The following is a 25,809-nucleotide window of genomic DNA, read 5'->3' as shown; positions in this document are numbered from 1 at the left end:
GTCCCTCGGCGCCCTCAGGCGCGAACGGCCTCCAGCGCAGCGGCCAGCCGCTCCGGCGAACGGGTCGACACGTAGATGTACGGCGTCGGATCGTCCGGATCCGTCACCTCGACCTTGAGCGCGGTCGGCACGTAGGACCGCAGCAGCATGAATGCCCGCGCATCGGCCTTGTACGAGCGCCAGGCCACCGCCTCCGCCGCGTCCAGCACCGTGGCCGTACCCAGCGCCTCCACCGGGATCCGGGCGTCGCCCGCGACCAGTGAGCCGGCCACCACCCGGATCCGCGCGGAGCCGTAGGCGCTCACCCCCGCCCCCGCCAGCACCGCTCCGCCGACCAGGCCCGCCAGTAGCGGCAGTGTGCCGAACGGCAGCAGGATCAGTGCGAGAGAGACCCCGGCGCCCGCGGCGAGGAGCCACCATGAGCGCGGCACGGTGAGACGTTCGTCGTAAGGCTGCATGGCACCAGCTTGGCATGCGTGGGTAGCGCGAAAACCGGCGCCTGTCCTTACCCCCGCCCGGCTGCCTAGTTCGTCCGCCGGTTCAGGACACCCCGCACCCGGTCCATCGCCCGGGTGAGCCGTGGCGGAGCCGTCCGCAGGCCCGTGGCCAGCTGCTTGGCCAGGTCCGTCGCGGCGGTCGGAAGCGCGGCGTCGAGGACGGCGGAGGAACGGGCGCCGCTGCCCACCAGGTAGCGCGGCAGCGGCCGGGGCGCGGTCAGCGCCTTCAGGACCGCGAGGGCGACCGGGCGCGGGCCCGGGAGCTCTCGGCGCAGGAAGTCATCGACCGCCGCGTACTGGTCGCTGTACGCGGAGGACTGCGCGTCCGGCAGCAGGCCCGCGCCCTGCTGCCAGATTCCGCTGGCGTACGCGCCCGGCTCGATCAGCACCACCTTCACCCCGAAGGGCGCGGTCTCCATCCGCAGGGCGTCGGTGACCGCCTCCAGGCCCTGCTTGCTGGCGCAGTACCAGCCGAGCATCGGGCTGGAGACCCGGCCCGAGATCGAGGAGATGTTGACGATCCTGCCCGCCCGGCGCTCGCGCATCGTGGGCAGCACCAGGCGGGCGATACGGACCGGGCCGACCAGATTGGTCTCCAGCTGCCGGCGCACCTGCTCGTCGTCGACGTCCTCGATCGCACCTGGCTGGGCGAAGCCCGCGTTGTTGACCACGGCCCAGGGACCGCCATCCGTCATCATCGCGATCTCGGTGAGCGCCTGGACCGTCGAGGTCGCATCGGCCACGTCGAGCAGGACGGTCCGGACGGCGGCGCCCGTCCGCTCCACCCGCGCACGGAGCACCTCGGCTTTCTGCTCGGACCTTACGGTGCCGATCACGTCGAACCCGGCATGCGCGAGTTCAAGCGTGACGGCCAGGCCGATACCGCTGCCGGCTCCGGTGACGACGACGGATTTGGGGCTCATGAGTGCTCCGGTAAAGGGTGGGGAAAGGCGGCGCAAGATACCAGGGACCAACGGACACACGGCGGGAAAGGATCCCGCAGAGGGTAGGGTCTCCCGCGTGAGTGGAGCTACAACCGACAGCCCGGGCCGTCCGGGACTGACCCCGCCGCCGGATGCCGGGCCGCCGGTACGGCACCCCGCCGCACCCGCCCCCGGCGAGCCGCTCGGAGCGCACTACGACCTGTGCTTCGGCTGCGGCGGCGGACAGCCGCACGGGCTGCACGTACGGTCGTACGCGGGTGAGGGTGTCACCGTCACGGCCGAGTTCACCGTGCAGCCCGCGCACCAGGGAGCCCCCGGCCTCGCGCACGGCGGGATCCTGGTCTCGGCGCTGGACGAGACGCTCGGTTCTGTCAACTGGCTGTTGCAGGCGATCGCCGTCACCGGGCGCCTGGAGACGGATTTCGTGCGGCCGGTGCCCGTCGGCACCACCCTGCACCTGCGGGCCGAGTGCACGGCTGTGGCCGGGCGCAAGATCTACTCAAGTGCTGTGGGCCGGATCGGCAGCCCTGACGGCCCCGTCGCCGTACGCGCGGACGCCGTCTTCATACGGGTGAAGGTCGAACACTTCACGAAGAACGGCCGCCCGGACGAGGTAAAGGTCGCTATGACCGACCCGGACGCGCGCAAGGTCGCACGTGCCTTCGAGGTGAACCCGTGAGCATGCGCAATCCGGTGGATGTCCTCATCCGCCGCCTCGATGACGAGGTACCGGTGCCCTCCTACGGACACCCCGGCGACGCCGGGGCGGACCTGGTCACCACTGAGGCCGCCGTACTCGCTCCCGGCGAGCGCGCTGTGCTGCCGACCGGGGTTTCCATCGCACTCCCGGAGGGGTACGCCGCCTTTGTACATCCCCGCTCCGGCCTGGCGGCCCGCTGCGGGGTGGCACTCGTGAATGCCCCGGGAACGGTTGACGCCGGGTACCGTGGGGAGATCAAGGTGATCCTGGTCAACCTGGACCCGCGCGAGAGCGTGCGGTTCGCGCGGGGTGACCGGATTGCCCAGTTGGTCGTCCAGCAGGTCGAGAGGGTCCGCTTCCACGAGGTGGCGGAGCTTCCCGGTTCTGCCAGGGCCGCGGGGGGCTTCGGCTCCACGGGGGGTCATGCCGCGGCAGGTGGCACGGCCACGAATGGATACGCATCGGTCATCGCAGACCGGGAAGGACAGTGACGTGTTCCGTCGTCGTCGCAAGGAGCGCGAAGACGCCCTCGACGAGCTCGAGGGCGCGAGCCCCGAAGAGCTGGCCGAAGACGCCGAGGAGCCGGACGGCTCCGGGGGGTCCCGTCGGTACAACCTTCCGCCCGCCCCGAGGCCGGACGGTCCGTGGGACCTGAGCGAGGTCAAGCAGCCCGGTGACGGCCGGGTGGACCTCGGCGGCCTTTTTGTGCCCGGAGTCGAGGGCATGGAGCTGCGGGTCGAGGTGGCCGGCGAGTCCATCGTCGCCGCGACCGTGGTGTTGCGCGACAGCGCCGTACAGCTCCAGGGCTTCGCCGCACCGAAGTCGGAGGGCATCTGGGGCGAGGTGCGCGAGGAGATCGCCTCCGGCATCACCAAGCAGGGTGGCATCGTCGACGAGGTCGAGGGCCCGCTCGGCTGGGAGCTTCGGGCCCAGGTGCCCGTGCAGTTGCCCGACGGTACCAATGGTGTGCAGCTCGTCCGCTTCGTCGGCGTCGACGGCCCGCGCTGGTTCCTGCGCGGAGTGATCTCCGGACAGGGCGCGGTTCAGCCGGAGGCGGCCGGATTGCTGGAGCAGATCTTCCGCGACACCGTCGTCGTGCGCGGAGACTCGCCGATGGCGCCGCGCGATCCGATCGTCCTCAAACTGCCGAACGACGCGCAGATGGTGCCCGAGAGTGTCGCCCAGGACGGTGACCAGCCCCGGTTCGCCGATGGCATCGACCCGCTGCGCCGCGGACCGGAGATCACCGAGGTCCACTAGGAGCCCCGCCTCGTGGCGGGAAGAATTCCTTCCGCCACGAGTAGTCCGTTGGCCGGGACCTGTTCGAGCAGGTTCCGGCCAACGGCGTTTCCGGTGCGCCATGTATTGACCCGGACACCACGCCGGGGCTGTCCTGGCCCGTATCCCGGAACTGCGGCGGTCCTCCGGGGGGTGCACCGGCCCCGCGGAGAGCGGTGGTGGTGCCTGGGGCCGGGTCCGGCCGCTGCGGCTGATGTGCCTGCCCCCAGCCACCGCTCGGAGGTGCCTCCTGCGTTCGCCCGGTCGCGGCAGCGGTCGCGACCAGGCGGTCATGAACGGCTCCTCTCGCCGCAGCGGTGATCCTTGGAGCGCCTCCACCAGTGGTCGTTCGGCCCGACGGGTGGCGCCGCGGCCTCGGCCGAGCCGGCCTCCTGCGACCCGGCCGCCGTGCGGACCCGCCGATTCCATACGCGTTCTTAACGCCCGAAGGGGCTTCTGAACAGGGTTAATGCGGGAAGTCCTGCTTAGGCTTCCTGCTCGTGTCCACGCTCCCCAAGCAATTCCTCCTCGGCCGGCCGCTGCGCTCCTCCCAGATGGGGGAGACCCTTCTCCCCAAGCGGCTCGCCCTGCCGGTCTTCTGCAGCGACCCACTCTCTTCCGTCGCCTACGCCACCGAGGAAATCCTGCTGATCCTGGCGCTCGGTGGCACTGCCCTGTTCCACCTGGCCTGGTACGTCGGCGTCGCGATCATCGTGCTGCTCGTCGTGGTCATCGCCTCGTACCGGCAGACCTGCTACGCCTACCCCAACGGCGGCGGGGCCTATGTGGTCAGTGCCGAGAACCTCGGGCGGAACCCGGCACTCACCGCCGCCAGCGCGCTGCTCGTCGACTATGTGCTCACGGTCGCGGTGTCCGTGGTGGCCGGTGTCGCCGCGATCACCTCCGCCGCGCCCTCGCTCTCGAAGCACGCGGTGGCGCTGAGCGTCGGCTTCACCGTGCTGCTGGCCGTGATGAACCTGCGCGGCGTCAAGGAGTCGGGCCGGATCTTCGCGATACCCACGTACGGGTTTGTGATCGGCATCTATGCGATGTTCGCCTTCGCGGCCGTCCGGATGGCGCTCGGGCACACCATTCGCGCCGAATCCGCCATCCTGCCGGTGCACTCCGCGGGGACCTACACGGGCCTGGCCCTGGTCCTGCTGGGAATGCGTGCCTTCGCTTCCGGCTGCACCGCGCTCACCGGTGTCGAGGCGATCAGCAACGGGATACCGGCCTTCCTCAAGCCCAAGTCGAAGAACGCCGCGATGACACTGACGATCATGGGCATCATGTCGATCACGATGTTCGCCGGCATCACCGTGCTCGCGCTGGTCTACAAGGTGCATGTGGCGTCCGACCCGACCGAACTCGGCCTCCCGGCCGGCGCGGACATGCCCACTGCCCTGGCCCAGATCGCCAGGGCCAGCTTCGGCGACTGGACATTCCTCTTCTACTACGTACAGGCGGTGACCGCCGGAATCCTGATCCTGGCCGCCAATACCGCCTTCAACGGCTTCCCGCCGCTGACCTCGATCCTCGCCCAGGACCGCTATCTGCCGCGCCAATTGCACAACCGCGGCGACCGGCTGGTCTTCTCCAACGGCATCATCCTGCTGGCACTCGCGGCCATAGGCCTGGTCATCGCCTTCAAGGCCGACCTCTCGTCGATCATCCAGCTCTACATCATCGGCGTCTTCATCTCCTTCACGCTTTCCCAAGGCGGCATGGTCCGCCACTGGAAGCGGGAGCTGGCCGGGACCACGGATCCCGCCGCCCGCCGCCATATGCGCCGCTCGCAGGCGATCAATGCCTCGGGCGCGGTCGTCACCGGGATCGTGCTGGTCATCGTCCTGGTCACGAAGTTCACCCACGGCGCGTGGATCGTCACCATCGCCATGCCCGTCCTCTTCCTGCTGATGAAGGCCATACGACGCCACTACGACAGCGTCGCCGAGGAGCTGAGGGTCGACGCAGGCGCCCGTCCCGAGCCGCCGTCCGGCAATCACGCGGTCGTCCTGGTTTCCAGGATGCACGCGCCGACGCTGCGCGCCGTCGGCTATGCCCAGTCGATCCACCCGAGCTCCATCGAGGCGCTCACGGTCGGTGTCGACGACTCCGAGACCGAGGCGCTGCGCAGGGAGTGGGAACTGCACGGCCTGGAGGTGCCGCTGGTGGTCCTCGACTCCCCGTACCGCGAGATCACCCGCCCGGTCCTCGACTACGTACGCAGAAAGCACCACGAGAGCCCGCGCGATGTGGTGACCGTCTTCATCCCGGAGTATGTGCTCGGCCACTGGTGGGAGGGGATAATGCACAACCAGAGCGCGCTGCGGCTCAAGGCCCGGCTGCTCTTCACGCCCGGCGTCATGGTCACCAGCGTCCCCTATGTGCTGAGCTCGGGGAAGAAGTACAAGTACAAGGAGCGCGGCGTCAAGGCCTCGTCAAAGTAATCCGGTCCACCGGTTCGGACCCCCATTTGCCCCCTTCGGTCGCTCTAAGGTCTTCTCAAAGGCCCTCGGGAAGAATCAAAGGCCCACGGGAAGAACAATGGAGCCATGGCACGCGGCAAGCTGCGCATCTACCTGGGAGCCGCCCCCGGCGTCGGCAAGACCTACGCCATGCTCTCCGAGGCGCACCGCCGCCTGGAGCGGGGCACGGACGTCGTGGCCGGCTTCGTGGAGCACCACAAGAGGCCCCGCACCGAGGTCATGCTGTACGGCCTGGAAGTGGTGCCGCGCCGCACGCTGGAACACCGGGGCGGCACCTTCACCGAGATGGACGTCGACGCGGTGCTCGCCCGCAAGCCCGCCGTGGCGCTCGTGGACGAGCTGGCACACACCAATGTGCCCGGCTCACGGAACGTCAAGCGCTGGCAGGACGCGGAGGAGCTGCTGGCGGCCGGCATAGACGTCGTCTCCACGGTCAATATCCAGCACCTGGAGTCGCTGGGGGACGTCGTCGAGTCGATAACGGGCGTACGGCAGCGGGAGACCGTCCCGGACGAGGTGATCCGCCGCGCCGACCAGATAGAGCTGGTCGACATGTCGCCGCAGTCACTGCGCCGCCGTATGGCGCACGGCAACATCTACGCCTCCGACAAGGTCGACGCGGCGCTGTCCAACTACTTCCGTCCCGGCAATCTCACCGCGCTGCGCGAACTGGCGCTGCTCTGGGTCGCCGACCGGGCCGACGAGTACCTCCAGCAGTACCGCGCCGACCACCGGATCTCCTCCACCTGGCAGGCCCGTGAGCGCATCGTCGTCGGCCTCACCGGCGGCCCCGAGGGCCGCACCCTGATCCGCCGCGCCGTCCGGATGGCGGCCAAGGGCTCGGGCAGCGAGATCCTGGCCGTGCATGTGGTGCGCAGCGACGGGCTGGCCTCGGGCTCACCCAAGGAGCTGGCTGCCCAGCGGACCCTGGTGGAGGACCTGGGCGGCTCCTTCCACCATGTTGTCGGCGGCGACATCCCGACCGCGCTGCTGGACTTCGCACGAGGCATCAACGCCACTCAGATAGTGCTGGGCACCAGCCGCCGCAAGGCCTGGCAGTACGCCCTCGGGCCGGGCGTCGGCGCGACGGTCGCCCGCGAGGCCGGCGACATCGACGTGCACATCGTCACCCACGAGCAGGCCGCCAAGGGCCGCGGCCTGCCGACCGCCCGGGGTGCCAAACTCGGCACCTCCCGGGTTGTCGCCGGCTGGCTGCTGGGCACGGCCGGGCCGGTGCTGCTGGCGCCGGCGCTGACCACCTGGAACCACGGCCTCGGGCTCGCGACCGACATGCTGCTCTTCCTGACCCTCACGGTCGCCGCGGCGCTGGTGGGCGGCCTGTTCCCGGCACTAGTCTCCGCGCTCGGCGGATCGCTGCTGCTCAACTACTACTTCACCCCGCCCACGCACACGTTCACGATCGACAGGCCGGAGAACATCCTCGCCATCGCGATCTTCATCGTGGTCGGTGTCGCGGTGGCGTCCGTGGTGGACCTGGCAGCCCGCCGCACCCAGCAGGCCGCCCGGCTGCGCGCCGAAGCCGAGATCCTCTCCTACCTCGCGGGCAGCGTACTGCGCGGCGAGAGCTCGCTCGGCGCGCTGCTGGCGCGGGTCCGGGAGACCTTCGGCATGGATTCGGTGGCCTTGCTGGAACGGACGGGAGAGCACGCCGTGTGGACCTGTGCGGCCAGCGTGGGGCCCGACCCCTGCGTGCGTCCCGAAGACGCCGACGTGGAGGTGCCGGTCAATGACCGGCTGTCGTTGGCGCTCACCGGACGGGTGCTGCCCGCCTCCGACCGGCGGGTGCTGTCGGCCTTCGCCGCGCAGGCCGTCGTTGTGCTCGACCGCAAGCGGCTGGAGGTCGAGGCCGCGCAGGCCCGCGAACTCGCCGAGGGCAACCGCATCCGCACCGCGCTGCTCGCCGCCGTCTCGCACGACCTGCGGACCCCGCTGGCCAGCATCAAGGCCTCGGTGTCCTCCCTGCGCTCCCATGACGTCGCCTGGTCCCCCGAGGACGAGGCGGAACTCCTGGAAGGTATCGAGGACGGCGCCGACCGGCTCGACCACCTCGTGGGCAACCTGCTCGACATGTCCCGGCTGCAGACCGGCACCGTCACCCCGCTGATCCGTGAGGTGGACCTCGACGAGGTGGTGCCGATGGCGCTCGGCGGAGTCCCCGAGGGCAGCGTCACCCTGGACGTCCCCGAAACGCTGCCCATGGTCGCCGCCGATCCCGGACTGCTGGAGCGCAGCGTCGCCAACATTGTCGAGAACGCGGTCAAGTACAGCCCCGCCGGGGCCAAGGTGCTGGTCGCGGCCAGCGCCCTGGGGGACCGTGTCGAGGTGAGGGTGGTCGACCGCGGCCCCGGGGTACCCGAGACCGCCAAGGAGCGCATCTTCGAACCGTTCCAGCGGTACGGCGACGCGCCGCGAGGCGGGGGCGTGGGCCTCGGTCTCGCGGTCGCCCGCGGCTTCGCCGAGGCGATGGGCGGGAGCCTGGTCGCGGAGGACACGCCCGGGGGTGGTCTCACCATGGTCCTCACCGTCCAAGCCGCCTTCGGCGGTCAGTGGAGCCGTCCGGACCTGCCGGCCGATGTCACCTCGTGATCGTCAGGAATCGTCAGGAACATGGGAAGGGGACCTCAATGGACCGGGTGCTCGTGGTGGACGACGAGCCGCAGATCGTGCGCGCTCTCGTGATCAATCTGCGGGCCCGCAAATACGAGGTCGACGCCGCCCACGACGGTGCGACCGCGCTGCAGATCGCCGCGGCCCGCCACCCCGACGTGATCGTCCTCGACCTCGGCCTTCCCGACATGGACGGCGTCGAGGTGATCCGCGGCCTGCGCGGCTGGACCCGGGTCCCGATCATCGTGCTCTCCGCCCGTCAGACTTCCGACGAGAAGGTCGAGGCCCTCGACGCCGGCGCGGACGACTACGTGACCAAGCCGTTCGGCATGGACGAGCTGCTCGCCCGGCTGCGCGCCGCGGTGCGGCGCGCGGCGCCGACCGGACCGGACGACGACGCCTCCACGGTCGAGACCGAGTCCTTCACCGTCGACCTGGCCGCCAAGAAGGTCCACCGGGACGGTGCCGATGTCCGGCTGACACCCACCGAGTGGCACCTCCTGGAAGTGCTGGTCCGCAACACCGGCCGGCTCGTCAGCCAGAAGCGGCTGCTCCAGGAGGTCTGGGGTCCTGCCTACGGCACGGAGTCCAACTACCTCCGCGTCTATATGGCGCAGCTGCGCCGAAAGCTGGAAGCCGACCCCTCGCACCCCCGGCACTTCGTCACCGAGCCCGGCATGGGCTACCGCTTCGAACGCTGATTCCCCGGGCGCGCCCTGGGGAGGCCCGTGCAGCGTCCGGCAGCGCCCGGGCGGCGCCGCAGCGCCGCCGGAAGAAGGATCGCCGCCATCCTGTCACCCCGGCCGGGTAGGCTTCCTGTATGAGTGGTACCACCCGTTCGGACCGTCCCGCCGGTCGCTTGCGCCGGATGCTCGACCGGCTCTCCTCCTCCCAGGAGGAGCTGCACTCCGACGAGCTCCAGCAGGATGCCCTGGCAGTTGGCTGCACACCGATCTGCAACGTCCACGACCGCGACATAATCACTGTCACCGGTACCCTTCGTGCGGTCACCCTGCGGCCGCGGGCCGGTGTTCCCGCGCTGGAAGCCGAGTTGTTCGACGGGTCCGCCGCGCTCGATGTGGTGTGGCTCGGCCGTCGCAGCATCGTCGGCATAGAGCCGGGTCGCATGATCATCGCGTCGGGACGGATCTCCATGAACCGTGGCCGGCCGGTGCTGTTCAACCCCAAGTACGAATTGCGTCCGGTCGGACAGGAGTAACGGGTGGCGTCGAACGACAAGCAGACAGACCAGTCCACGGACGAGTCCACGGACGAGTCGAGGGCCGTCACAGAAGCGGCCCTCTTCGAGGCGTTCGGCGGGGTGCGTGGCATGGTGGAGACCACCGTGCCGGGCCTGGTCTTCGTCGCGATCTACACGGTCAACCACGATCTCCATATCTCCGCCATCGTCGCGCTCGCCCTGTCCCTGCTGATGGGTGTCGCCAGGCTCGCCCGTAAGGACACCCTCAAGCACGCCTTCAGCGGGGTGTTCGGAGTCGCCTTCGGCGCGGTCTTCGCGATGATGTCCGGCAATGCCAAGAACTTCTACCTGCCGGGCATGCTCTACACGCTGGGCCTCGCGGTGGCCTACTGCGTCTCGGCCGCCGCCGGATTCCCGCTGCTGGGCCTCATTCTCGGCCCGATCTTCAAGGAGAACCTCTCCTGGCGCCGGCGCAATCCCGGCCGCAGGGTCGCCTACACCAAGGCCAGTTGGGCGTGGGGCATCATCCTGCTCGCCAAGTCCGCGATCCTTTTCCCCCTCTACTGGTGGGGCAACGCCACCCAGCTCGGCTGGGTCAAGGTCGCCCTCGGTATCCCGCCGTTCCTGCTCTCGGTCTACCTGACCTGGATCTTCCTGGCCAAGGCGCCGCCGCCGATCGACGTGATCGCCGAGATGGAGGCCAGGGACGAGGCCGAGCGCGCCGCGAAGGAAGCCGGTGAGCCGGAGATCCGCGACCTCGGCGCCGACGCGGTCGGCGTCGCCGAAGCCGCCACCCGCCAGGCGCCGCCAGGCCGCTGAGATCCTGGCCGGCGATCCGGGGTTGGGGGTCGGGTGGGCCTCGCAGGCCAAGGCCGCCGGCTCCGGCGGATGCGGCCCGGGCCTCCGCCCGCGCCACGAACCGCGCCCGGGCGGGGCACTCCGGTGCCCCGCCCGGGCGCGGTCGGTGGGACGGCCTCAGCCGTCCGCAGCACTCCGCTGCAGGGACAGCAGGTCCTCCAGCTGCTCCTCACGGTGCGGGGCAGCGACAAAGAGCAGCTCGTCGCCCGCCTCCAGTACGTCGTCCTTGGACGGGGTGAGCACCCGGTGGCCGCGGATGATCGTGACCAGCGAGGTGTCCTGGGGCCACTCGACCTCGCCGACTCGCGTGCCGACCAGCGCGGCCTCCGGCGGAAGGGTCAGCTCCACCAGGTTCGCGTCCCCCTGGCTGAAGCGCAGCAGCCGTACGAGGTCGCCGACGCTGACGGCCTCCTCGACGAGCGCGGACATCAGGCGCGGGGTCGAGACGGCGACGTCCACACCCCAGGCCTCGTTGAAGAGCCATTCGTTCTTGGGGTTGTTGACCCGGGCCACCACCCGGGGCACCCCGTACTCGGTCTTGGCGAGCAGCGAGACGACCAGATTGACCTTGTCGTCACCAGTGGCCGCGATGACGACATTGCAGCGCTGCAGCGCCGCCTCGTCCAGCGAGGTGATCTCGCAGGCGTCGGCGAGCAGCCACTCGGCCTGCGGCACCCGCTCGACCGAGATCGAGCTGGGGTTCTTGTCGATCAGCAGGACCTCGTGGCCGTTCTCCAGCAGCTCGGCCGCGATCGAGCGGCCCACTGCGCCGGCTCCGGCGATGGCGACCCTCATCAGTGACTCTCCTCGGGGCCCTCGGCGAACGCTGCTTCGACCTTCTCAACGTCGTTGACGCGCATCATCACATGCACGAGGTCGCCCTCCTGCAGGACGGTGTTGGAGTTGGGCAGCATCGCCTCGCCCAGCCGGGTGAGGAACGCCACACGTACTCCGGTCTCCTCCTGCAGCCGGCTTACCTTGTGGCCGATCCACGCCGAGGAAATGTGCACCTCGGCGAGCTGTACCCCGCCGCTGGGGTCCCGCCACAGCGGCTCGGCCCCGGAGGGGAGCAGCCGGCGCAGCATCTGGTCGGCGGTCCACCGGACGGTGGCGACGGTCGGGATGCCGAGCCGCTGGTAGACCTCGGCACGCCGTGGGTCGTAGATGCGGGCGGCGACATTCTCGATGCCGAACATCTCGCGGGCCACGCGGGCCGCGATGATGTTGGAGTTGTCGCCGCTGCTCACCGCGGCGAAGGCTCCCGCCTCCTCGATGCCGGCCTCGCGCAGTGTGTCCTGGTCGAACCCGATCCCGGTAACCCGACGCCCGCTGAACCCGGAACCCAGGCGGCGGAAGGCGGTCGGGTCCTGGTCGATCACAGCGACCGTATGACCTTGCTGTTCGAGCGAGTGCGCGAGGGTGGATCCCACTCTCCCGCAACCCATGATGACGACGTGCACGCCCGTCCTTCCGGCTGTCAATATCTTGCCCGATTCCTTCTTAGGGTCTCAGACCGCGCCCAAAGGTACACACGCCCGCACACTGACGATAGGGAGGCGAGGATCCGTCAACCTTGACGATCCCTTAACATCCAGGAGTGTCCAATCTGACCGACCTGCCGAAACGGATCTTGATCGGCCGCGCACTGCGCAGCGACAAGCTCGGAGAAACGCTCCTCCCCAAGCGGCTCGCGCTCCCTGTGTTCGCGTCCGACCCACTCTCCTCAGTGGCCTATGCGCCCGGCGAGGTGCTTCTGGTCCTGTCCATCGCAGGCGTGTCCGCATACCGCTTCAGCCCGTGGATCGCGGTCGCGGTCGTGGTGCTGATGTTCACGGTGGTGGCCTCCTACCGGCAGAACGTGCACGCGTACCCGTCCGGTGGCGGCGACTACGAGGTCGCCACGACCAACCTGGGCCAACGCGCCGGACTCACCGTCGCCAGCGCGCTGCTCGTCGACTACGTGCTGACCGTCGCCGTGTCCGTCGCCTCCGGGGTGGAGAACCTGGGCTCGGCCGTGCCGTTCTTCGTCCAGCACAAGGTGCTTGGCGCGGTCGGCATGATCGTGCTGCTGATGCTGATGAACCTGCGCGGCGTGCGCGAGTCCGGCACGATTTTCGCGATCCCGACGTACGCCTTCGTCTTCGGCGTCTTCTGCATGATCGCCTGGGGCGTCTTCAGGATCGTCTCGGGCGACGACATGCGCGCTCCGACCGCGAGCTACACGATCCACGCCGAGAACACCGGCCTGTCCGGCTTCGCGCTCCTCTTCCTGCTGCTGCGCGCCTTCTCCTCCGGGTGCGCCGCGCTCACCGGCGTCGAGGCGATCAGCAACGGCGTCCCCGCCTTCCGCAAGCCGAAGTCCAAGAACGCCGCCACCACGCTGTTCGCCATGGGCGTGCTCGCCGTCACCATGTTCTGCGGCATCATCGCGCTGGCGATGAACACCAAGGTCCGCATGGCCGAGAACCCGGCGACGGACCTGCTCAAGAACGGCGTCCCGGTCGGCTCCGGCTACACCCAGAACCCGGTCATCGCCCAGGTCGCCGAGGCGGTCTTCGGCAAGGGGTCGATCCCCTTCATCTTCCTGGCCGCCGTCACCGCGCTTGTCCTCTTCCTGGCCGCCAACACCGCGTACAACGGCTTCCCGGTGCTCGGCTCGATCCTCGCCCAGGACCGCTACCTGCCGCGCCAGCTGCACACCCGTGGTGACCGGCTCGCCTTCTCCAACGGCATCGTCCTCCTCGCCGGCTTCGCCGCCGTCCTCGTCTACCTCTACGGCGCCGACTCGACCCGGCTCATCCAGCTGTACATCGTCGGTGTCTTCGTATCGTTCACGCTCAGCCAGACCGGCATGGTCCGGCACTGGAACCGTCACCTGGCGACGGAAAACGATCCCGGAAAGCGCCGCCATATGGTGCGCTCCCGCGCGATCAACGCCTTCGGCGCTTTCTTCACCGGACTTGTGCTGATCATCGTGCTGCTCACCAAGTTCACGCACGGAGCGTGGGTCGCCGTCCTCGGCATGGTCGCCTTCTACGCGGTGATGACCGCCATCCGGCGCCACTACGACCGGGTCTCCGGCGAGATCGCCCCCGGCGACGAGGTCGCCGACGAGGAGGTGCGCCCTTCCCGGGTGCACTCCATCGTGCTGGTCTCCAAGTTGCACAAGCCGACGCTGCGCGCTCTCGCTTACGCCAAGCTGATGCGCTCCGACACTCTTGAGGCGCTGAGCATCAATGTCGACCCGGCCGACACCAAGGCGTTGCAGGAGGAGTGGGAACGGCGCGGCATAGATGTGCCGCTGAAGGTCCTGGACTCCCCGTACCGCGAGATCACCCGGCCGATCATCGAGTACGTCAAGAGCCTGCGGCGCAACAGCCCGCGCGACGTCGTCAGTGTCTACATCCCGGAGTACGTGGTCGGCCACTGGTACGAACACCTGCTTCACAACCAGAGCGCACTACGGCTCAAGGGGCGGCTGCTCTTCACACCGGGCGTCATGGTCACCTCCGTACCGTGGCAGCTGGAGTCCTCCGAGCGGGCCAAGGTAAGGCAGCGCAGGCAGGCCGAGTGGAGCGCCCCGGGCTCGGTGCGACGCGGCCCTGTGGGGCCGCCCGCGCGGCCAAAGGAGCCCAGCGCCAAGGAGTAGGGCCGTGGTCCCGGCCGGCGCAAGTAAGCTGGGGCGCTGTTGCCCCGTCCCCCAGCCGTACCGCCCCCCATCGCCAGGAGCCCGTCCCGTCATGCAGCACCGCACGAAAGAACAAGCCGACGTGCTCGTCGGCGAGCGCTACGAGGTCGAGGTCGGGCCCGTGGCGCACGGCGGGCACTGCATCGCGCGCCACGCGGGCCAAGTGCTCTTCATACGGCACGCGCTGCCCGGCGAGCGGGTGATCGCGCAGGTCACCGAGGGCGGGCCGGACTCGAGCTTCCTACGGGCCGACGCGGTGGAGATTCTCGAAGCCTCCCCGGACCGGGTCCCGGCCCCCTGCCCCTTCTCCGGGCCGGGCAGGTGCGGCGGATGCGACTGGCAGCATGCGGCCCCCGGCGCCCAGCGGCGGCTGAAGGCGCAGGTCATCACCGAACAGCTGCTGCGGCTTGCCGGGCTCACGCCGGAGGAAGCCGGCTGGGACGGCACCGTAGAGCCCGTGCCCGGCGACAAGGTCGCCAAGGGCGAGGTGCCGGCCTGGCGCACCCGGGTGCAGTACGCGGTCGACGCCGAGGGACACGCGGGGCTGCGCCGCCACCGTTCGCACGAAGTCGAGCGGATCGACCACTGCCTGATCGCCGCCCCCGGTGTCTCCGAACTGGGCGTCGAGTCCCGTGACTGGCCGGGCATCGCCTCTGTCGAGGCCATCACCGCCACCGGGTCGTCCGACCGTCAGGTCATCCTGACTCCGAAGCCCGGCGGACGGCTGCCCATCGTCGAGCTGGACCGGCCGGTCTCCGTACTCCGGGTCGACGAGCAGGGTGGCGTGCACCGTGTGCACGGCCGTGGCTTCGTCCGTGAGCGGGCCGTCGGCCGCACTTGGCGGGTCGGCTCCGGAGGCTTCTGGCAGGTCCACCTCAAGGCTGCCGACCTGCTCGTCGAGGTGGTGCTCGACGGGCTCCAACCCCGGGACGGCGAGACCGCCCTCGACCTCTACTGCGGCGTCGGGCTCTTCGCGGGCGCCCTGGCAGAAAGGGTCGGCGAGCGCGGTGCCGTACTCGGCATCGAATCCGGTAAGCGTGCCGTCGAGGACGCCCGCCACAATCTCGGCGACCTCGACCGGGTCCGTATCGAACACGGCAAGGTCGAGACGATCCTGCCCCGTACCGGCATCACCGAGGCCGACCTCATCGTCCTGGACCCGCCCCGCGCCGGCGCCGGCAGGGCCGCCGTCAAGCACCTCGCCTCACTCGATGCCCGCCGTATCGCCTACGTCGCCTGCGACCCCGCCGCACTCGCCCGCGACCTCGCCTACTTCGCCGCCGAGGGCTACCGGTCCATCTCGCTCCGCGCCTTCGACCTCTTCCCGTTTACCCACCATGTGGAGTGCGTGGCGATCCTTGGACCTGCGGCAGAGCAGGTCTGACCAGCGGGTTTGGGCGATGTGCGGTATAGGCGTTGTGTCCGTTATGGGCGATATCCTGACGCTGAAATGACGCTCGCCGAAGTATCTTGACGCTCATTTGACGCTCGTTCTGATGGCTCGTCAGAAGTGTGCCTGATCCCGGTAGCCCGGCGGTCATGTGTCGGTGATCCGGATCCCGAGCCAGGACTCCGCCGCTGGTCAGTCGCAGCTGGCCGGTGAAGCTGGGAGGCAGTCCGAGCCGGGGGAATGCCGGGAAGGGCGGGGAGCAGCCTCCGGCATACTCCCCGCGGCCGAGGCCCGGACGGAGCAGCTGGGGGAGGAACGCGACTTCGGGAGCTGTTGGCCGGGACGACGCTCACGCAGGACCGTGACGCTCGTGGGCCTCCGGCGCTAGGTCTGGGCTGCTCGCGCTCGCGCGCGGTGATCCGCGGGTCAAGGCCCTCACCCAGCTGCCCGGCGTGGGTACGCTCACCGCCTTGATCATCGCGGCCGAGGTCGGCGGCGTCACCCGTTTCCCCTCCGCCCGCAAGCTCGCCGCCTGGGCGGGGCCGACGCCCAGCGTCCGCGGCTCGGACCCTCACCGTCCGGCACGGCCACATCTCCAAGCAGAGCTCGCCCTGGCTGCGGTGCGCAGGTCACGGAGGCGCGCTGATGCCTAGGATTGCCCTGTCAGGCTACCCCGAAGCGGTCAGAGCTACATCGCCCAACTGCACGTCTCCACGCAGGCCCTGGAATCCCTGTGGGGTCCCCCGGCCGTATCGCAGGACGACCTCGCCCATTGGCTGACCTTCCCCTTCGTCCTGGAGAAAGGCACCTTCGCCGCCTGATCGTGCCGAGCAGCGTCAGCGCCGTGTTGGCAATGACGACCGAGCTCTTGGGGTAGAGAAGCATCTCGAGCGCCGCCAGCTGGGGGTGCACACCGGCTGCCGCGGCCTGTGGATCCCCTTCCGCCAGCTGGTCGGCGGCGTCCACTTCGACAGCCAGCGTGATCGTCTCGATCGGGGCTCCCTCGATGCGGAGCGCCTCGCTACGGGCACCAGGGGACTCGTCGCCGCCTGCGGCCCGGGCGACCAGCCGCCGGGTCATCTCGTCGGGGTTGTACTGGAACACCACCAGGCTGGCGAGCGGGTTCCCCGGATCGACCCCGACGAGAGCGCCTCGGGGGTTCCGGACCGCATCCGCGCGACCCGCCATCAGCGCCTGCTGCTTCTCGTCCGCATAACGCGATGGTGACCGGCCCCCGGCACCTTGGCGTCACCATTGCGTCACCACCCCCTGGCGCTGACCGCCCCGGTACCCGCGTGCCCGCACCCTCATGCGCCGCGCCGCCTCCCGGAGGTGCTTCACACTTGAGGGGGGTGTGTGCAGGCGGTGACCGGGCGTGGACAAGAAGCTTCCCGGCGTATTGCTGGTGGATATAGATCTTCCAACAACGTTGCGCACGAGGGAAGTTCACTCAGTGAATCACCTACAGGGCTACGGTGCGGCGGAGCCGGCAACGTGCTGCTGTTTGGTCAGCCCCGCCCCCTGCTGTCGGCGTTCCCACTGACGCCTGCCGGGGTGGCCTAAGCCGGACGCATACTCTCAGCCAACTCAGAGGTCTCTTATGCCCCGTTCCCCCGCACCTGCCTCCACGCGTTCGTTGTTCCCCTCTGGCGCATCAACGCCGGTGCGACGCCGTGGCGCTCAGTGCTGGTGGGGTCTCTGCGTCGTAGCCATCTCGAAGCCCTGGCTGAGGTGGCTCGCCGTGAGAACGACATCCGGGGGCGGGACGATGAGGCGAAGGTGCGCGAAGCTGCCTGGCAGGCGCGCGTCGATGCCCAGGCCGAGCGCGTGTGCGAGGAGGTCGAGCACAACCGCGAGGAGTCGCGGCGGCTTGGACTGGTCGAACTGGCGAACCCGGTCCGGAGTTCCGCACACCGCATCCAGGCCGAGGTGACGGCTCTGCCGCAACTGCGTTTCGCATCGAGCAGATCGTGACAGACCCCAAGGGGGAGGCAATTGTGGCTCCGTACAGCGCGGTGGGCCGTGACAAGGGCCAGCAAGGCGAGGACGCCGACGGCTTCGACATCACCCGCGAACAGCGCCGGCACCTGGCCGTATCTCGCCGTCGACCCGGACGACCTGATGTCAGGCGATTGTTCATTGCCCGGAGCGAAGGGGCCTGAAATCCCGCCAGATGACCAGTCCTTTGTTTGATTTCTTGACAGATCCGTTGACGTCGAGGCGACAGCGGAGGTAAACAACCCAATGAGAGAGCGCTCTCTCACGCCTTCCGAGCCAACTGAGGCATGCCGGGCACGTCAGGATCCGCAGGACCCCCACCCTGTTCAGGAGACACCATGCCGAGCAACATTCCCGTGCTGGCGCACCAGCAACCAGTACGGCACCGGCCCAAACCCTTCCTCGTTCTCCCAGTGCTGGTCGCCCTGCTGGCGGCCTTCCTCGTCGCCGTGGCCCAGCCCTCCGCCCACGCGGCCGGCACCCTTCTCTCCCAAGGGAAGCCAGCCACCGCCTCGTCCACCGAGGCGGTGGGAACTGCCGCCTCGGCCGCCGTGGACGGCTCCACCACCACCCGATGGTCCAGCGCGTTCAGCGACCCGCAGTGGCTCCAGGTGGACCTCGGCGCCACGGCCCAGATCAGCCAGGTGGTGCTCAACTGGGAGGCCGCCTACGGGACCGCCTTCCAGATCCAGACCTCCGCCGACGGCACCACCTGGACCTCGATCTACTCCACCACCACCGGCACCGGCGGCGTCCAGACGCTCAACGTCACGGGCAGCGGCCGCTACGTCCGCCTGTACGGCACTGCCCGAGCCACCCCGTACGGCTACTCGCTGTGGGAATTCCAGGTCTACGGCACCGGCGGCGGAACGACGACGCCCCCGCCGACCGACGCCTTCTGGGGTGACACGAGCACCATCCCGGCCGCCCAGAACGCGATCGAGGTGAAGATCCTCAACCGGACCAACGGCGCCTACCCCGACAGCCAGGTGTACTGGAGCTTCAACGGCCAGACGCACTCCATCGCGGACCAGCCCTACCTGGACATGCCCGCCAACTCCTCCGGCCGGATGTACTTCTACGTCGGTTCGGCGGCCAGCCAGTACTACGACTTCATCGAGTTCACCGTCGGCGGCGGCGTGTTCAACGGCAACACCACCCGCGTGGACGCCTGGGGCCTGCCGCTCGCGATGCGGCTGCACGCCTCCGACGGCTACGACGTCCAGGTCGGCGACACCCAGACGATCTTCAACGAGTCCCGCTCCCAGGTCTTCCAGGACTTCATCAACGCCGTCCCGCAGCCGTTCCAGGTGCTGGCGAAGACCCAGGCCCCGTACCGGATCATCGCCCCGGGCAGCGACCCGAGCTTCCAGCCGGGCGGGGTGAACGCGAACTACTTCACCTCCTACGCCCAGTCGGCCGGGGTCAACGAGACCACCCAGTACATCTTCGGCTGCGCCGGAACCATGGCCAGCAACCCGACCATGTGCGCGGCGCTCAACCGCCACGTGGCCACACTGCCGTCCTCGAGCCAGTCGGACCCGACCAAGTTCTACCTGTCGGGGCCGGCCAACTACTACGCCAAGTTCTGGCACGACAAGGCCATCAACAACCTCGCCTACGGCTTCCCCTACGACGATGTGGCGGGGCAGTCCTCCTTCATCTCCCACGCCAACCCGCAGTGGCTGGAGGTGGCCGTCGGCTTCTGACCGAGGCCGTCGCCGAAGTACTGGCTGAGTCACGGCCCGGTGCGGTCCGCCACCCCGGCGGACCGCACCGGGCCGCGGACGTGGGGTGTCAGGTCCTGGTGCGGTCGGAGCCGGCGGGCGCTGAGACCAGCACTTGGGCGAGTGGGATCCGGGCGAGGAGTACCGCTCCGTAAAGGATGAGGGCGACCCCCATCACCTCGGGGATCAGCCACCAGCCGGTGCGTACCTCCTCTCCGTAGAGGGTGACACCCAGCGAGAGGCTGACCAGGGCGTCGCCCAGGGTGAGGGCGGGTTGGGAAGCCACCAGGGGGCCGGACTGAACGGCGTTTTGCAGCAGGAAGAGGGCGCACACCCCTGCTGCGGCGAAGGCGTAGGTCTGCCAGGCGAGGAAGAAGCCGGTGGCGCCGCCGGTCCGCCAGGCGTCTGTGGCGTCCTTGATCAGGGCCGCGGTGAGCGCGTAGCCGATGGCCGCCGCAGCGGCGAAGCAGGCAGCGCGGGCGCGGCCCGCAGGACGCCGCAGCGCGGTGTGGACGAGAACGGCCATACTGCCGGCGCAGCACACAATCGCCAGGACCTGGCCCCGCGGGTTGGGATGGCTGGTCCCGGCGGACGGGGCCGCGGCCGCCAGCGCCGTCCCCAGCCCCAACGCGATACATGTCACGGCGACCCAGCCGAGCCGGGGCACCCGGCGCCGCAGCACCACGCCGCCGATCAGCAGTGCGAACGGCAGTTCCAGCACGAAGATCGGCTGCACCACGGCCAGAGCTCCGTTGACCAGGGCGAGAGCCTGGAAACACGCCGCCGCCATGACCGCGGCCATGCCGCCGAGCCACACCGGCCGGTGCAGCAAATCCTTGAACAGCTTCAGGCGGAAACCCTCGGAGAGCGGCACGCCGAGCGCCGCGCGGCGCTGGAGAACGGTAGCCGTCCCATTGCTGACCGCGGCAGCCAGCGCGAAGACGACCGAGAGCGCGGAGCCCACCGGCTTCTCCCTCCTGCTGTCGCCCGGACGCGCCGGCCGACTCCGGCGCACATGCCCCAAGTCCATGCTCCCGCAGCATCGCGGCGCCTGCCCCTCGGCCACGCAGGAAAGCGGCCGGGCAGCTGGGCCCCGGGCGCCCGGCACTTCTCCTGCCGGGGTCACGGGCCGTCGCCCAAGTCGCGACCACCTGGACTCCGGCCCGGACCGGATCCGCCGGCGACCGGGTCCCGGCGGGGGCTATTCGGCGATCTGGATGGCGCCGGACGGGCAGAGGCTGCCTGCCTCGCGCGCGGCGGGCTGGGTGTCACCTTCGGGGTCGGCCTTGAGCACCGTGACGAGGCCGTCGTCGTCCTGATCGAAGATTTCGGGTGCGGTCAGCGCACACAGGCCGGCGCCGATGCAGATGTTCCGGTCGGCGGTCACCCGCATGACCACTCCTTTCGCCGCGGTCACCAGGTGACCGGGAGTTCGTTGACCCCTTGGATCGTCGTACCCGGGCGCAGTGTCAGCTGCTCGACCGGGACGGCCAGACGCAACGTCGGAATGCGATCGAACAAGGCGGCGATGGTCACCTCCAGCTCCAGGCGGGCGAGGTTCTGACCGAGACACTGGTGTACTCCGTAGCCGAAGGCGATGTGGTGGCGGGCCGAACGGTGCACGTCGAAGGTGTCCGGGTCCTCGAACGCCGAGCCGTCACGGTTGGCGATGGAGTTGGTGACGATCACGCCCTCACCCGCCCGGATGAGCTGCCCTTCGATCTGGATGTCGGCCTTCGCGATGCGCCCGCCCGCGATGTCGGCGATGGCGAGGTAGCGCAGCAGTTCCTCGACCGCGCCGGGAACGAGGCTGGGGTCGGCGCGCAGGATGGCGTGCTGGTCGGGGTGCTCCAGCAAGGTGATCACGCTGAGCGAGGTCATCGAGGCCGTCGTCTCGTGGCCCGCGACGAGCAAGAGCATCGCGGTCGAGACCAGTTCCTGGCGGTCGATCTCGCCGTTGGCCAGCTGCTCGGCGACCAGGCTGCCGAGCAGACCCGGCCCGGGCTCGGCCTGCAGCTTGGTGATCAGGCCGTCCAGGTAGTGATCGAGGTCGTCGCGCGCGGTGATCGCACCTGCCTCGTCCGTCGCCTGCACCAGCCGCCTGCTCGCGTCCTGGAAGAGGTCGTGGTCTTCGTAGGGCACGCCGAGCAGCCGGCAGATCACCATGGAGGGCACCGGCAGTGCGAACTGGCTGACCAGGTCGGCGGGCGGCCCTGCGGCGAGCATCTCGCCGATGAAGCCGTGCACGATCCGTTCGATGTCCGCGCGCATGCCCTTGATGTGCTTCACGGTGAACTCGCTGATCAGCATCCGCCGCCGCGAGCCGTGTTCCGGTGGATCCATGCTGATGAACGCCGGGCGGCGGTCCCGGAGGCCCTGGAAACGCGGCGAGGTGGCGGGGAAGTCGCTGTGGGTGCGGTCGGAGGACAGCCGGGGGTCGGCCAGCAGCTTTCGTGCCGCCTCGTGCTTGGTCACCAGCCATGCCTGGCGGCCGTCGTAGAGGGTCACCCTTCGTAGTGAGCCTTGGCCGTCCCGCAGCTTGGTGTACCCCTCGGGCAGCTGGTAGGGGCAGGTGCGGTCGTTCGGGAAGGCGGGGGCGTCTTCGGTCTGGAGCGTCGCAACGGTCTCAGTCATTGAACCCTCGAAACTCTGACATTAAAGAACGGTCAGTTCTCTAATTAGGAGGCTAGGCTGCAATCACAGGAGACGCAACAGCCTCTCGGTACACTCTGGGGAGTCACCCTGTCACTGAACGTCGATCAAAGCATCGGATCGGTCGTTGACCACCGTAAAAGACCCCGCCGACGCGGTGAGGAGCTGGAGAACGCCATCCTGACGGCGGCCCTGGAGGAACTCACCGAGGTGGGCTACGCCGCGCTGACCATGGAACGGGTGGCCACCCGGGCCCGCACCAGCAAGGCGGCCCTCTATCGCCGCTGGCCCGGCCGCGCCGAACTGGTTGTCGACGCCTGCAAGCTGCGCAGCATCTCCGACGTCGACCTCCCCGACACCGGTGCACTCCGCACGGACGTGATGGCCCTGCTGCGGCAGATCTCCGCGAAGATGGCCAGCCCGCTCGGCAGCATCCTGCGCGGTCTGCTCGCCGAGATGACGCGCGATCCCGAATTCGCCAGGCTGATCCGCGAACGGGTCCACACCCTCGGCCCCGCGACGATCCACGTCATCCTGGAGCGGGCCGTCGAGCGCGGCGAGGTCGAGCGCTGGATCCTGGATTCCCGTCGGGCCACGGTCGCGACCGACCTGCTGCGCAACCAGTTCCTGCTGTTCGGCGCACCCGTCGAGGACGAGATCATCAGGGACATCGTGGATGACGTGTACCTGCCGCTGGTCCTGAGTCCGGCCCCGAACCGGGCGGGCGGCGCCGATGCCGGCGACAGCTCGCCGGCGTCGGCACAGTCGCGGACCTCAGGGCCGCCGCCGACCTCGGCGTGAGGGCGCCCGGTGTCAGCGAGCCGTCAGCGGCCCGCCGTCACCTTGTGAGCCTCCTGGCCTGTACGGTCCGCCTGCGGGCCGGGTGGCGGTGCATCAGCTCCAGGGCGGCCCCGATCTGCGGGTCGGCGAGCGCGCCGAGCCAGCCGTTCGCGGGGCGCTGCTCGGACGCGGCATAGGCGCGCAGGGCCTGGACGAAGCAGCGGCGGCAGGAAGTCCGGCAGCACCTTGGCGTTGATCTCGTCGAAGACGAACTGTGCGCCGATGACCACCGTGTCGTCGCCGTCTCCGTAACGGACGGTGCCGTTGGCCGCCGTGGCGAAGACAGTGCGGCCGTCAACCGGCTCGGCCGGGCCGGCCGCGGTCACCGAGATCCAGCACGAGCCGCGGAGCACCGCCCCGAAATTCACCTGCCGGTAGCCGTCGATGCGCATGGCCCAGGCCCCGCCGGCCTCCAGCCGGGCGGAGACCGTGTCCTCCACGTTCAGCAGGGAGAAGACCTCGGACAGCGGATCCATACGGCCCTTCCGCCGCGGACGATCGGGCAGGGACTGGTGTCGCAACGTCCAGCGTGATGACCCGCCTCCACAGCTCGGGGAGCCTCCGCCGGGTGCCGGAGGCCTGCGACGCCGCCTCCGTATGATGGTGGAAAACACCGAGCTGACCGCCTCGGCGTGGGGTTCGATACCCCGGACACAAAGGTCCAGCGGCGCTTCATAGCCGAGGCCGACGCGGCCTTCCCCGGAAACCCGACCAACGTGATCGAGCCGGAGTCCTCCCGCTCGCCGTTGACGAAAGACGAGGAACGGAACCTGTGGATCTGCAACTGTCCGGCAAGCGAGCGCTGGTGACCGGCGGCAGCCGTGGCATCGGCAAGGCCGTCGCCATGGCGCTCGCCGCCGAAGGCGCTTCCGTGGCGATCGCCGCCCGATCGCCGGAGCCCCTGGAAGCTGCGGCAAGGGAGATCAGCCGGGACACCGGTCGTCCCGTCCATGCCATCCCCGTGGACACCGGCGACGACGCACAGGTCACCGCCATGGCCGGGCGCGCCCGGGACGCGATGGGCGGCGTCGACATCCTGGTCAACGCCGCCGCGACCCCCGCCGGTCAGTCCCGCGCACCCCGCTTCGGCGAGATCACCGCGGAGGCGTTCTGGGCCGACGTCAACATCAAGGTCCTCGGTTACCTGCGCTGCGCCCAGGCCCTCGCGCCCGGGATGATCGAGGCCGGCTGGGGGCGCATCATCAATATCAGCGGCCTGAACGCCCGCACCGCCGGTTCCGCCATTGGCTCGATGCGCAACGTCTCCGTCGCCGCGATGACCAAGAACCTGGCCGACGAACTGGGGCCGCAGGGCGTCAATGTCACCGTCGTACACCCTGGGCTGACCCGCACCGAGGCCTTCCCCGCGACCGTCGCGGCGATCGCCGAGGCTCAGGGCATCGAGCGCGCCGAGGCCGAGCGGCGCCTCGCCCGGCACAACACGCTCGGCCGGATCGTGGACGCCGGGGAGGTCGCCGCCGTGGTCGCCTTCCTGGCCTCCCCGCGGAGCGTCGCGATCAACGGCGACGCCGTCGCCTGCGGAGGCGGAATACCCGGCGCGATCCACTACTGACGCGGCCGCTCCGGCAACTGCGGGCGACGGGCAGCCTCCAGGAAATCGATGCGTTACGACCCGTTGACTTGCGGGCGGCGGCGGCCCTAGCTTCAGCGCGAAGCAGTTCGACAAGCCGGTCGCTGTTCGGTATGCGCGGGCTGCTCGGGCACCACCAAGGTCGGAGGCATCGGCAATGGCGCCGCGAACACCCTGACGTTCAACGCCGTCACCGCGGCCGACACCGGCCTCAAGGTTGTGGACATCGCCTACACCAACGGCGACAGCACGGCCCGCACCGCGGTCCTCCAGATCAACGGGCAGCCAGCGACCACGGTCTCCTTCCCGCCGACCGGTTCCTGGACCACCCCCGGCACCGTCTCGGTCGAGGTCTCGCTGGCCAAGGGCTCCGCCAACACCCTGACCTTCTCCAACTCCTCGGCCTGGGCACCGGATCTTGACGCGATCGAGGTCCGGCCGCTGCCCGGCACGAATGGCAACCAGATCGTCGGGCAGGGCTCCGGCCGCTGCGCCGACGTTTTCAACAACACCATCACCAACGGCACCCAGGCAGAGCTGTGGGACTGTGGAGGCGGCCGCAACCAGTCCTGGACCTACACCACCCGCAAGGAGTTCGTTGTCTACGGCGACAAGTGCCTTGACGCCTACAACGCCGGCACCACCAACGGCACCCAGGTCGTCATCTGGGACTGCAACGGCCAGACCAACCAGCAGTGGAACGTGAACACCAATGGCACGGTCAGTAACGTCAACGCCGGTCTCTGTCTCGACGCGTCGAACGCCGCCACCGCCAACGGCACCAAGCTCATCCTCTGGTCCTGCGGCACCGCGGCCAATCAGAAGTGGACCCTGAGCTAGCCGGTGGGACTCCCGGGATCCGTTGCCTGAGCGGCGGCGGATCCCGGAGCAGTCACGGGCGGAGGTGTCCAGGGCTTGCGTTGACGGCAGTCTGTCGCGCCGCCTGGGCTGCTCGCTTCCGAGTATCTGCTCAATCCGGCTGCAAGGACCATATGTATCGGCGGATCTCTCTGCGATGCCTGGTCCGATGATGGTCTCTTGTGTCCACTTATTTCCACGGAGTTATGCGCTCGGCCGACCAAGTTTGGCCCGAGGCTTCCTTTCCGGCCACTCCGATGTCATAGTGACCGCGCAAATAGATCTGATTCAAGTGAATAGCGAGGGGGCTGCCGGTGCGCGGCACAGCCAACGCCGGTTCCGAGGGGCCGGACGATGCGTCGGACCGTTACCGTCCGGGGTACGAACTGGTCGCGGAGCGGCTGTTGAACTACATCGCCGAGCAGAATCTGCTCCCTGGCGACCGGCTGCCGACTGAGCAGGGGCTCGCG

Annotated in this window: 25 protein-coding genes and 3 pseudogenes; 20 read left to right on the top strand and 8 right to left on the bottom strand. The window is 69.4% G+C overall.

Annotated elements, in window-relative coordinates:
* Positions 1-14: 14 nt before the first annotated feature.
* Positions 15-458 carry a DUF3093 domain-containing protein gene (locus tag FCI23_RS22540; protein ID WP_136725751.1) on the bottom strand — a complete coding sequence of 148 codons (444 nt, stop codon included), beginning with the start codon at positions 456-458 and terminating at the stop codon, positions 15-17.
* Positions 459-523: 65 nt separating this feature from the next.
* A complete protein-coding gene (locus FCI23_RS22535) occupies positions 524-1,420 on the bottom strand; it encodes an SDR family oxidoreductase (RefSeq protein WP_136725750.1) in 897 nt (298 codons plus the stop codon).
* A 97-nt stretch (positions 1,421-1,517) separates the two neighbouring features.
* Between FCI23_RS22535 and FCI23_RS22530 the strand changes: the two genes are divergently transcribed.
* From FCI23_RS22530 to FCI23_RS22495, 8 genes are all read left to right on the top strand, one after another.
* Positions 1,518-2,120 (top strand): PaaI family thioesterase, encoded by a 603-nt coding sequence (locus FCI23_RS22530; protein ID WP_246143907.1) that lies wholly within the window; start codon positions 1,518-1,520, stop codon positions 2,118-2,120.
* Positions 2,121-2,122: 2 nt separating this feature from the next.
* Positions 2,123-2,632: a dUTP diphosphatase gene (dut, locus tag FCI23_RS22525; protein WP_136725835.1), complete on the top strand. Its 510-nt coding sequence runs from the start codon at positions 2,123-2,125 to the stop codon at positions 2,630-2,632.
* A gap of 1 nt (position 2,633) precedes the next feature.
* Positions 2,634-3,401 carry a DUF3710 domain-containing protein gene (locus FCI23_RS22520; RefSeq protein ID WP_136725748.1) on the top strand — a complete coding sequence of 256 codons (768 nt, stop codon included), beginning with the start codon at positions 2,634-2,636 and terminating at the stop codon, positions 3,399-3,401.
* Between the two features lie 518 nt (positions 3,402-3,919).
* A complete protein-coding gene (locus tag FCI23_RS22515; RefSeq protein ID WP_136725747.1) occupies positions 3,920-5,869 on the top strand; it encodes an APC family permease in 1,950 nt (649 codons plus the stop codon).
* A gap of 105 nt (positions 5,870-5,974) precedes the next feature.
* Positions 5,975-8,515, top strand: a complete 2,541-nt coding sequence (locus FCI23_RS22510) for a sensor histidine kinase (protein ID WP_136725746.1) — start codon at positions 5,975-5,977, stop codon at positions 8,513-8,515.
* Positions 8,516-8,553: 38 nt separating this feature from the next.
* The gene (locus tag FCI23_RS22505) at positions 8,554-9,237 is read left to right on the top strand and encodes a response regulator (protein WP_136725745.1); all 684 of its coding nucleotides are present in this window, start codon (positions 8,554-8,556) and stop codon (positions 9,235-9,237) included.
* A gap of 119 nt (positions 9,238-9,356) precedes the next feature.
* The gene (locus FCI23_RS22500; protein ID WP_136725744.1) at positions 9,357-9,755 is read left to right on the top strand and encodes an OB-fold nucleic acid binding domain-containing protein; all 399 of its coding nucleotides are present in this window, start codon (positions 9,357-9,359) and stop codon (positions 9,753-9,755) included.
* 3 nt (positions 9,756-9,758) lie between these two features.
* A complete protein-coding gene (locus tag FCI23_RS22495) occupies positions 9,759-10,556 on the top strand; it encodes a DUF3159 domain-containing protein (RefSeq protein ID WP_136725743.1) in 798 nt (265 codons plus the stop codon).
* A 156-nt stretch (positions 10,557-10,712) separates the two neighbouring features.
* Here FCI23_RS22495 and FCI23_RS22490 read toward each other — a convergent pair whose 3' ends face one another.
* Together FCI23_RS22490 and FCI23_RS22485 are read right to left on the bottom strand one after the other, a co-directional pair.
* Positions 10,713-11,390, bottom strand: coding sequence for a potassium channel family protein (locus FCI23_RS22490; protein ID WP_136725742.1), 678 nt, complete (start codon positions 11,388-11,390; stop codon positions 10,713-10,715).
* Positions 11,390-12,055 (bottom strand): potassium channel family protein, encoded by a 666-nt coding sequence (locus FCI23_RS22485; protein ID WP_136725741.1) that lies wholly within the window; start codon positions 12,053-12,055, stop codon positions 11,390-11,392. Before FCI23_RS22485 ends, FCI23_RS22490 begins: the two co-directional genes overlap by 1 nt.
* A 137-nt stretch (positions 12,056-12,192) precedes the next feature.
* Between FCI23_RS22485 and FCI23_RS22480 the strand changes: the two genes are divergently transcribed.
* The 7 genes and pseudogenes from FCI23_RS22480 (at position 12,193) to FCI23_RS22450 (ending at position 19,380) form a co-directional block, all read left to right on the top strand.
* Positions 12,193-14,244 (top strand): APC family permease, encoded by a 2,052-nt coding sequence (locus FCI23_RS22480; protein ID WP_136725740.1) that lies wholly within the window; start codon positions 12,193-12,195, stop codon positions 14,242-14,244.
* Positions 14,245-14,335: 91 nt separating this feature from the next.
* The gene (locus tag FCI23_RS22475; RefSeq protein WP_136725739.1) at positions 14,336-15,667 is read left to right on the top strand and encodes a class I SAM-dependent RNA methyltransferase; all 1,332 of its coding nucleotides are present in this window, start codon (positions 14,336-14,338) and stop codon (positions 15,665-15,667) included.
* 401 nt (positions 15,668-16,068) lie between these two features.
* Positions 16,069-16,326, top strand: a complete 258-nt coding sequence (locus tag FCI23_RS63825) for a transposase (protein WP_136725834.1) — start codon at positions 16,069-16,071, stop codon at positions 16,324-16,326.
* 253 nt (positions 16,327-16,579) lie between these two features.
* Positions 16,580-16,900, top strand: coding sequence for a hypothetical protein (locus tag FCI23_RS22465; RefSeq protein ID WP_136725738.1), 321 nt, complete (start codon positions 16,580-16,582; stop codon positions 16,898-16,900).
* A 504-nt stretch (positions 16,901-17,404) separates the two neighbouring features.
* Positions 17,405-17,647 (top strand): hypothetical protein, encoded by a 243-nt coding sequence (locus tag FCI23_RS22460; protein ID WP_136725737.1) that lies wholly within the window; start codon positions 17,405-17,407, stop codon positions 17,645-17,647.
* 5 nt (positions 17,648-17,652) lie between these two features.
* A pseudogene (locus tag FCI23_RS59930) lies at positions 17,653-17,772 on the top strand (cytochrome P450); the annotation flags it as partial.
* Positions 17,773-18,009: 237 nt separating this feature from the next.
* Positions 18,010-19,380 carry a beta-1,3-glucanase family protein gene (locus FCI23_RS22450; RefSeq protein ID WP_136725736.1) on the top strand — a complete coding sequence of 457 codons (1,371 nt, stop codon included), beginning with the start codon at positions 18,010-18,012 and terminating at the stop codon, positions 19,378-19,380.
* A gap of 88 nt (positions 19,381-19,468) precedes the next feature.
* Here the strand turns inward: FCI23_RS22450 and FCI23_RS22445 are convergent, their stop codons facing one another.
* From FCI23_RS22445 to FCI23_RS22435, 3 genes are all read right to left on the bottom strand, one after another.
* Complete coding sequence (locus FCI23_RS22445; protein WP_136725735.1) at positions 19,469-20,362, bottom strand: DMT family transporter; 894 nt, start codon at positions 20,360-20,362, stop codon at positions 19,469-19,471.
* Positions 20,363-20,599: 237 nt separating this feature from the next.
* Positions 20,600-20,791 (bottom strand): ferredoxin, encoded by a 192-nt coding sequence (locus FCI23_RS22440; protein WP_136725734.1) that lies wholly within the window; start codon positions 20,789-20,791, stop codon positions 20,600-20,602.
* A 20-nt stretch (positions 20,792-20,811) separates the two neighbouring features.
* Positions 20,812-22,032 (bottom strand): cytochrome P450, encoded by a 1,221-nt coding sequence (locus FCI23_RS22435; RefSeq protein WP_136725733.1) that lies wholly within the window; start codon positions 22,030-22,032, stop codon positions 20,812-20,814.
* Positions 22,033-22,089: 57 nt separating this feature from the next.
* On the opposite strand from FCI23_RS22435, the gene FCI23_RS22430 reads away from it, so the two are divergent.
* Positions 22,090-22,851, top strand: coding sequence for a TetR/AcrR family transcriptional regulator (locus FCI23_RS22430; RefSeq protein WP_407646011.1), 762 nt, complete (start codon positions 22,090-22,092; stop codon positions 22,849-22,851).
* A gap of 23 nt (positions 22,852-22,874) precedes the next feature.
* Here the strand turns inward: FCI23_RS22430 and FCI23_RS22425 are convergent, their stop codons facing one another.
* The gene (locus FCI23_RS22425; protein WP_136725731.1) at positions 22,875-23,366 is read right to left on the bottom strand and encodes a cupin domain-containing protein; all 492 of its coding nucleotides are present in this window, start codon (positions 23,364-23,366) and stop codon (positions 22,875-22,877) included.
* Positions 23,367-23,522: 156 nt separating this feature from the next.
* On the opposite strand from FCI23_RS22425, the gene FCI23_RS56550 reads away from it, so the two are divergent.
* The 4 genes and pseudogenes from FCI23_RS56550 to FCI23_RS22410 all read left to right on the top strand — a co-directional run.
* Entirely contained in the window at positions 23,523-23,699 is a 177-nt protein-coding gene (locus tag FCI23_RS56550; RefSeq protein ID WP_169316894.1) for a hypothetical protein, read from the top strand.
* A complete protein-coding gene (locus tag FCI23_RS22420) occupies positions 23,663-24,463 on the top strand; it encodes an SDR family NAD(P)-dependent oxidoreductase (protein WP_136725730.1) in 801 nt (266 codons plus the stop codon). The genes FCI23_RS56550 and FCI23_RS22420 overlap by 37 nt, the downstream gene beginning before the upstream one ends.
* A gap of 132 nt (positions 24,464-24,595) precedes the next feature.
* Positions 24,596-25,321: pseudogene (locus FCI23_RS22415) on the top strand (ricin-type beta-trefoil lectin domain protein); the annotation flags it as partial.
* A 332-nt stretch (positions 25,322-25,653) separates the two neighbouring features.
* Positions 25,654-25,809, top strand: a pseudogene (locus FCI23_RS22410) (GntR family transcriptional regulator); the annotation flags it as partial.

The sequence above is a fragment of the Actinacidiphila oryziradicis genome, from assembly GCF_005047355.1.
GTDB classification, from domain to species: Bacteria; Actinomycetota; Actinomycetes; order Streptomycetales; family Streptomycetaceae; genus Actinacidiphila; species Actinacidiphila oryziradicis.
Note: the sequence above shows the minus strand (reverse complement) of the source record. Positions and strands in the feature narration are given on the sequence as shown.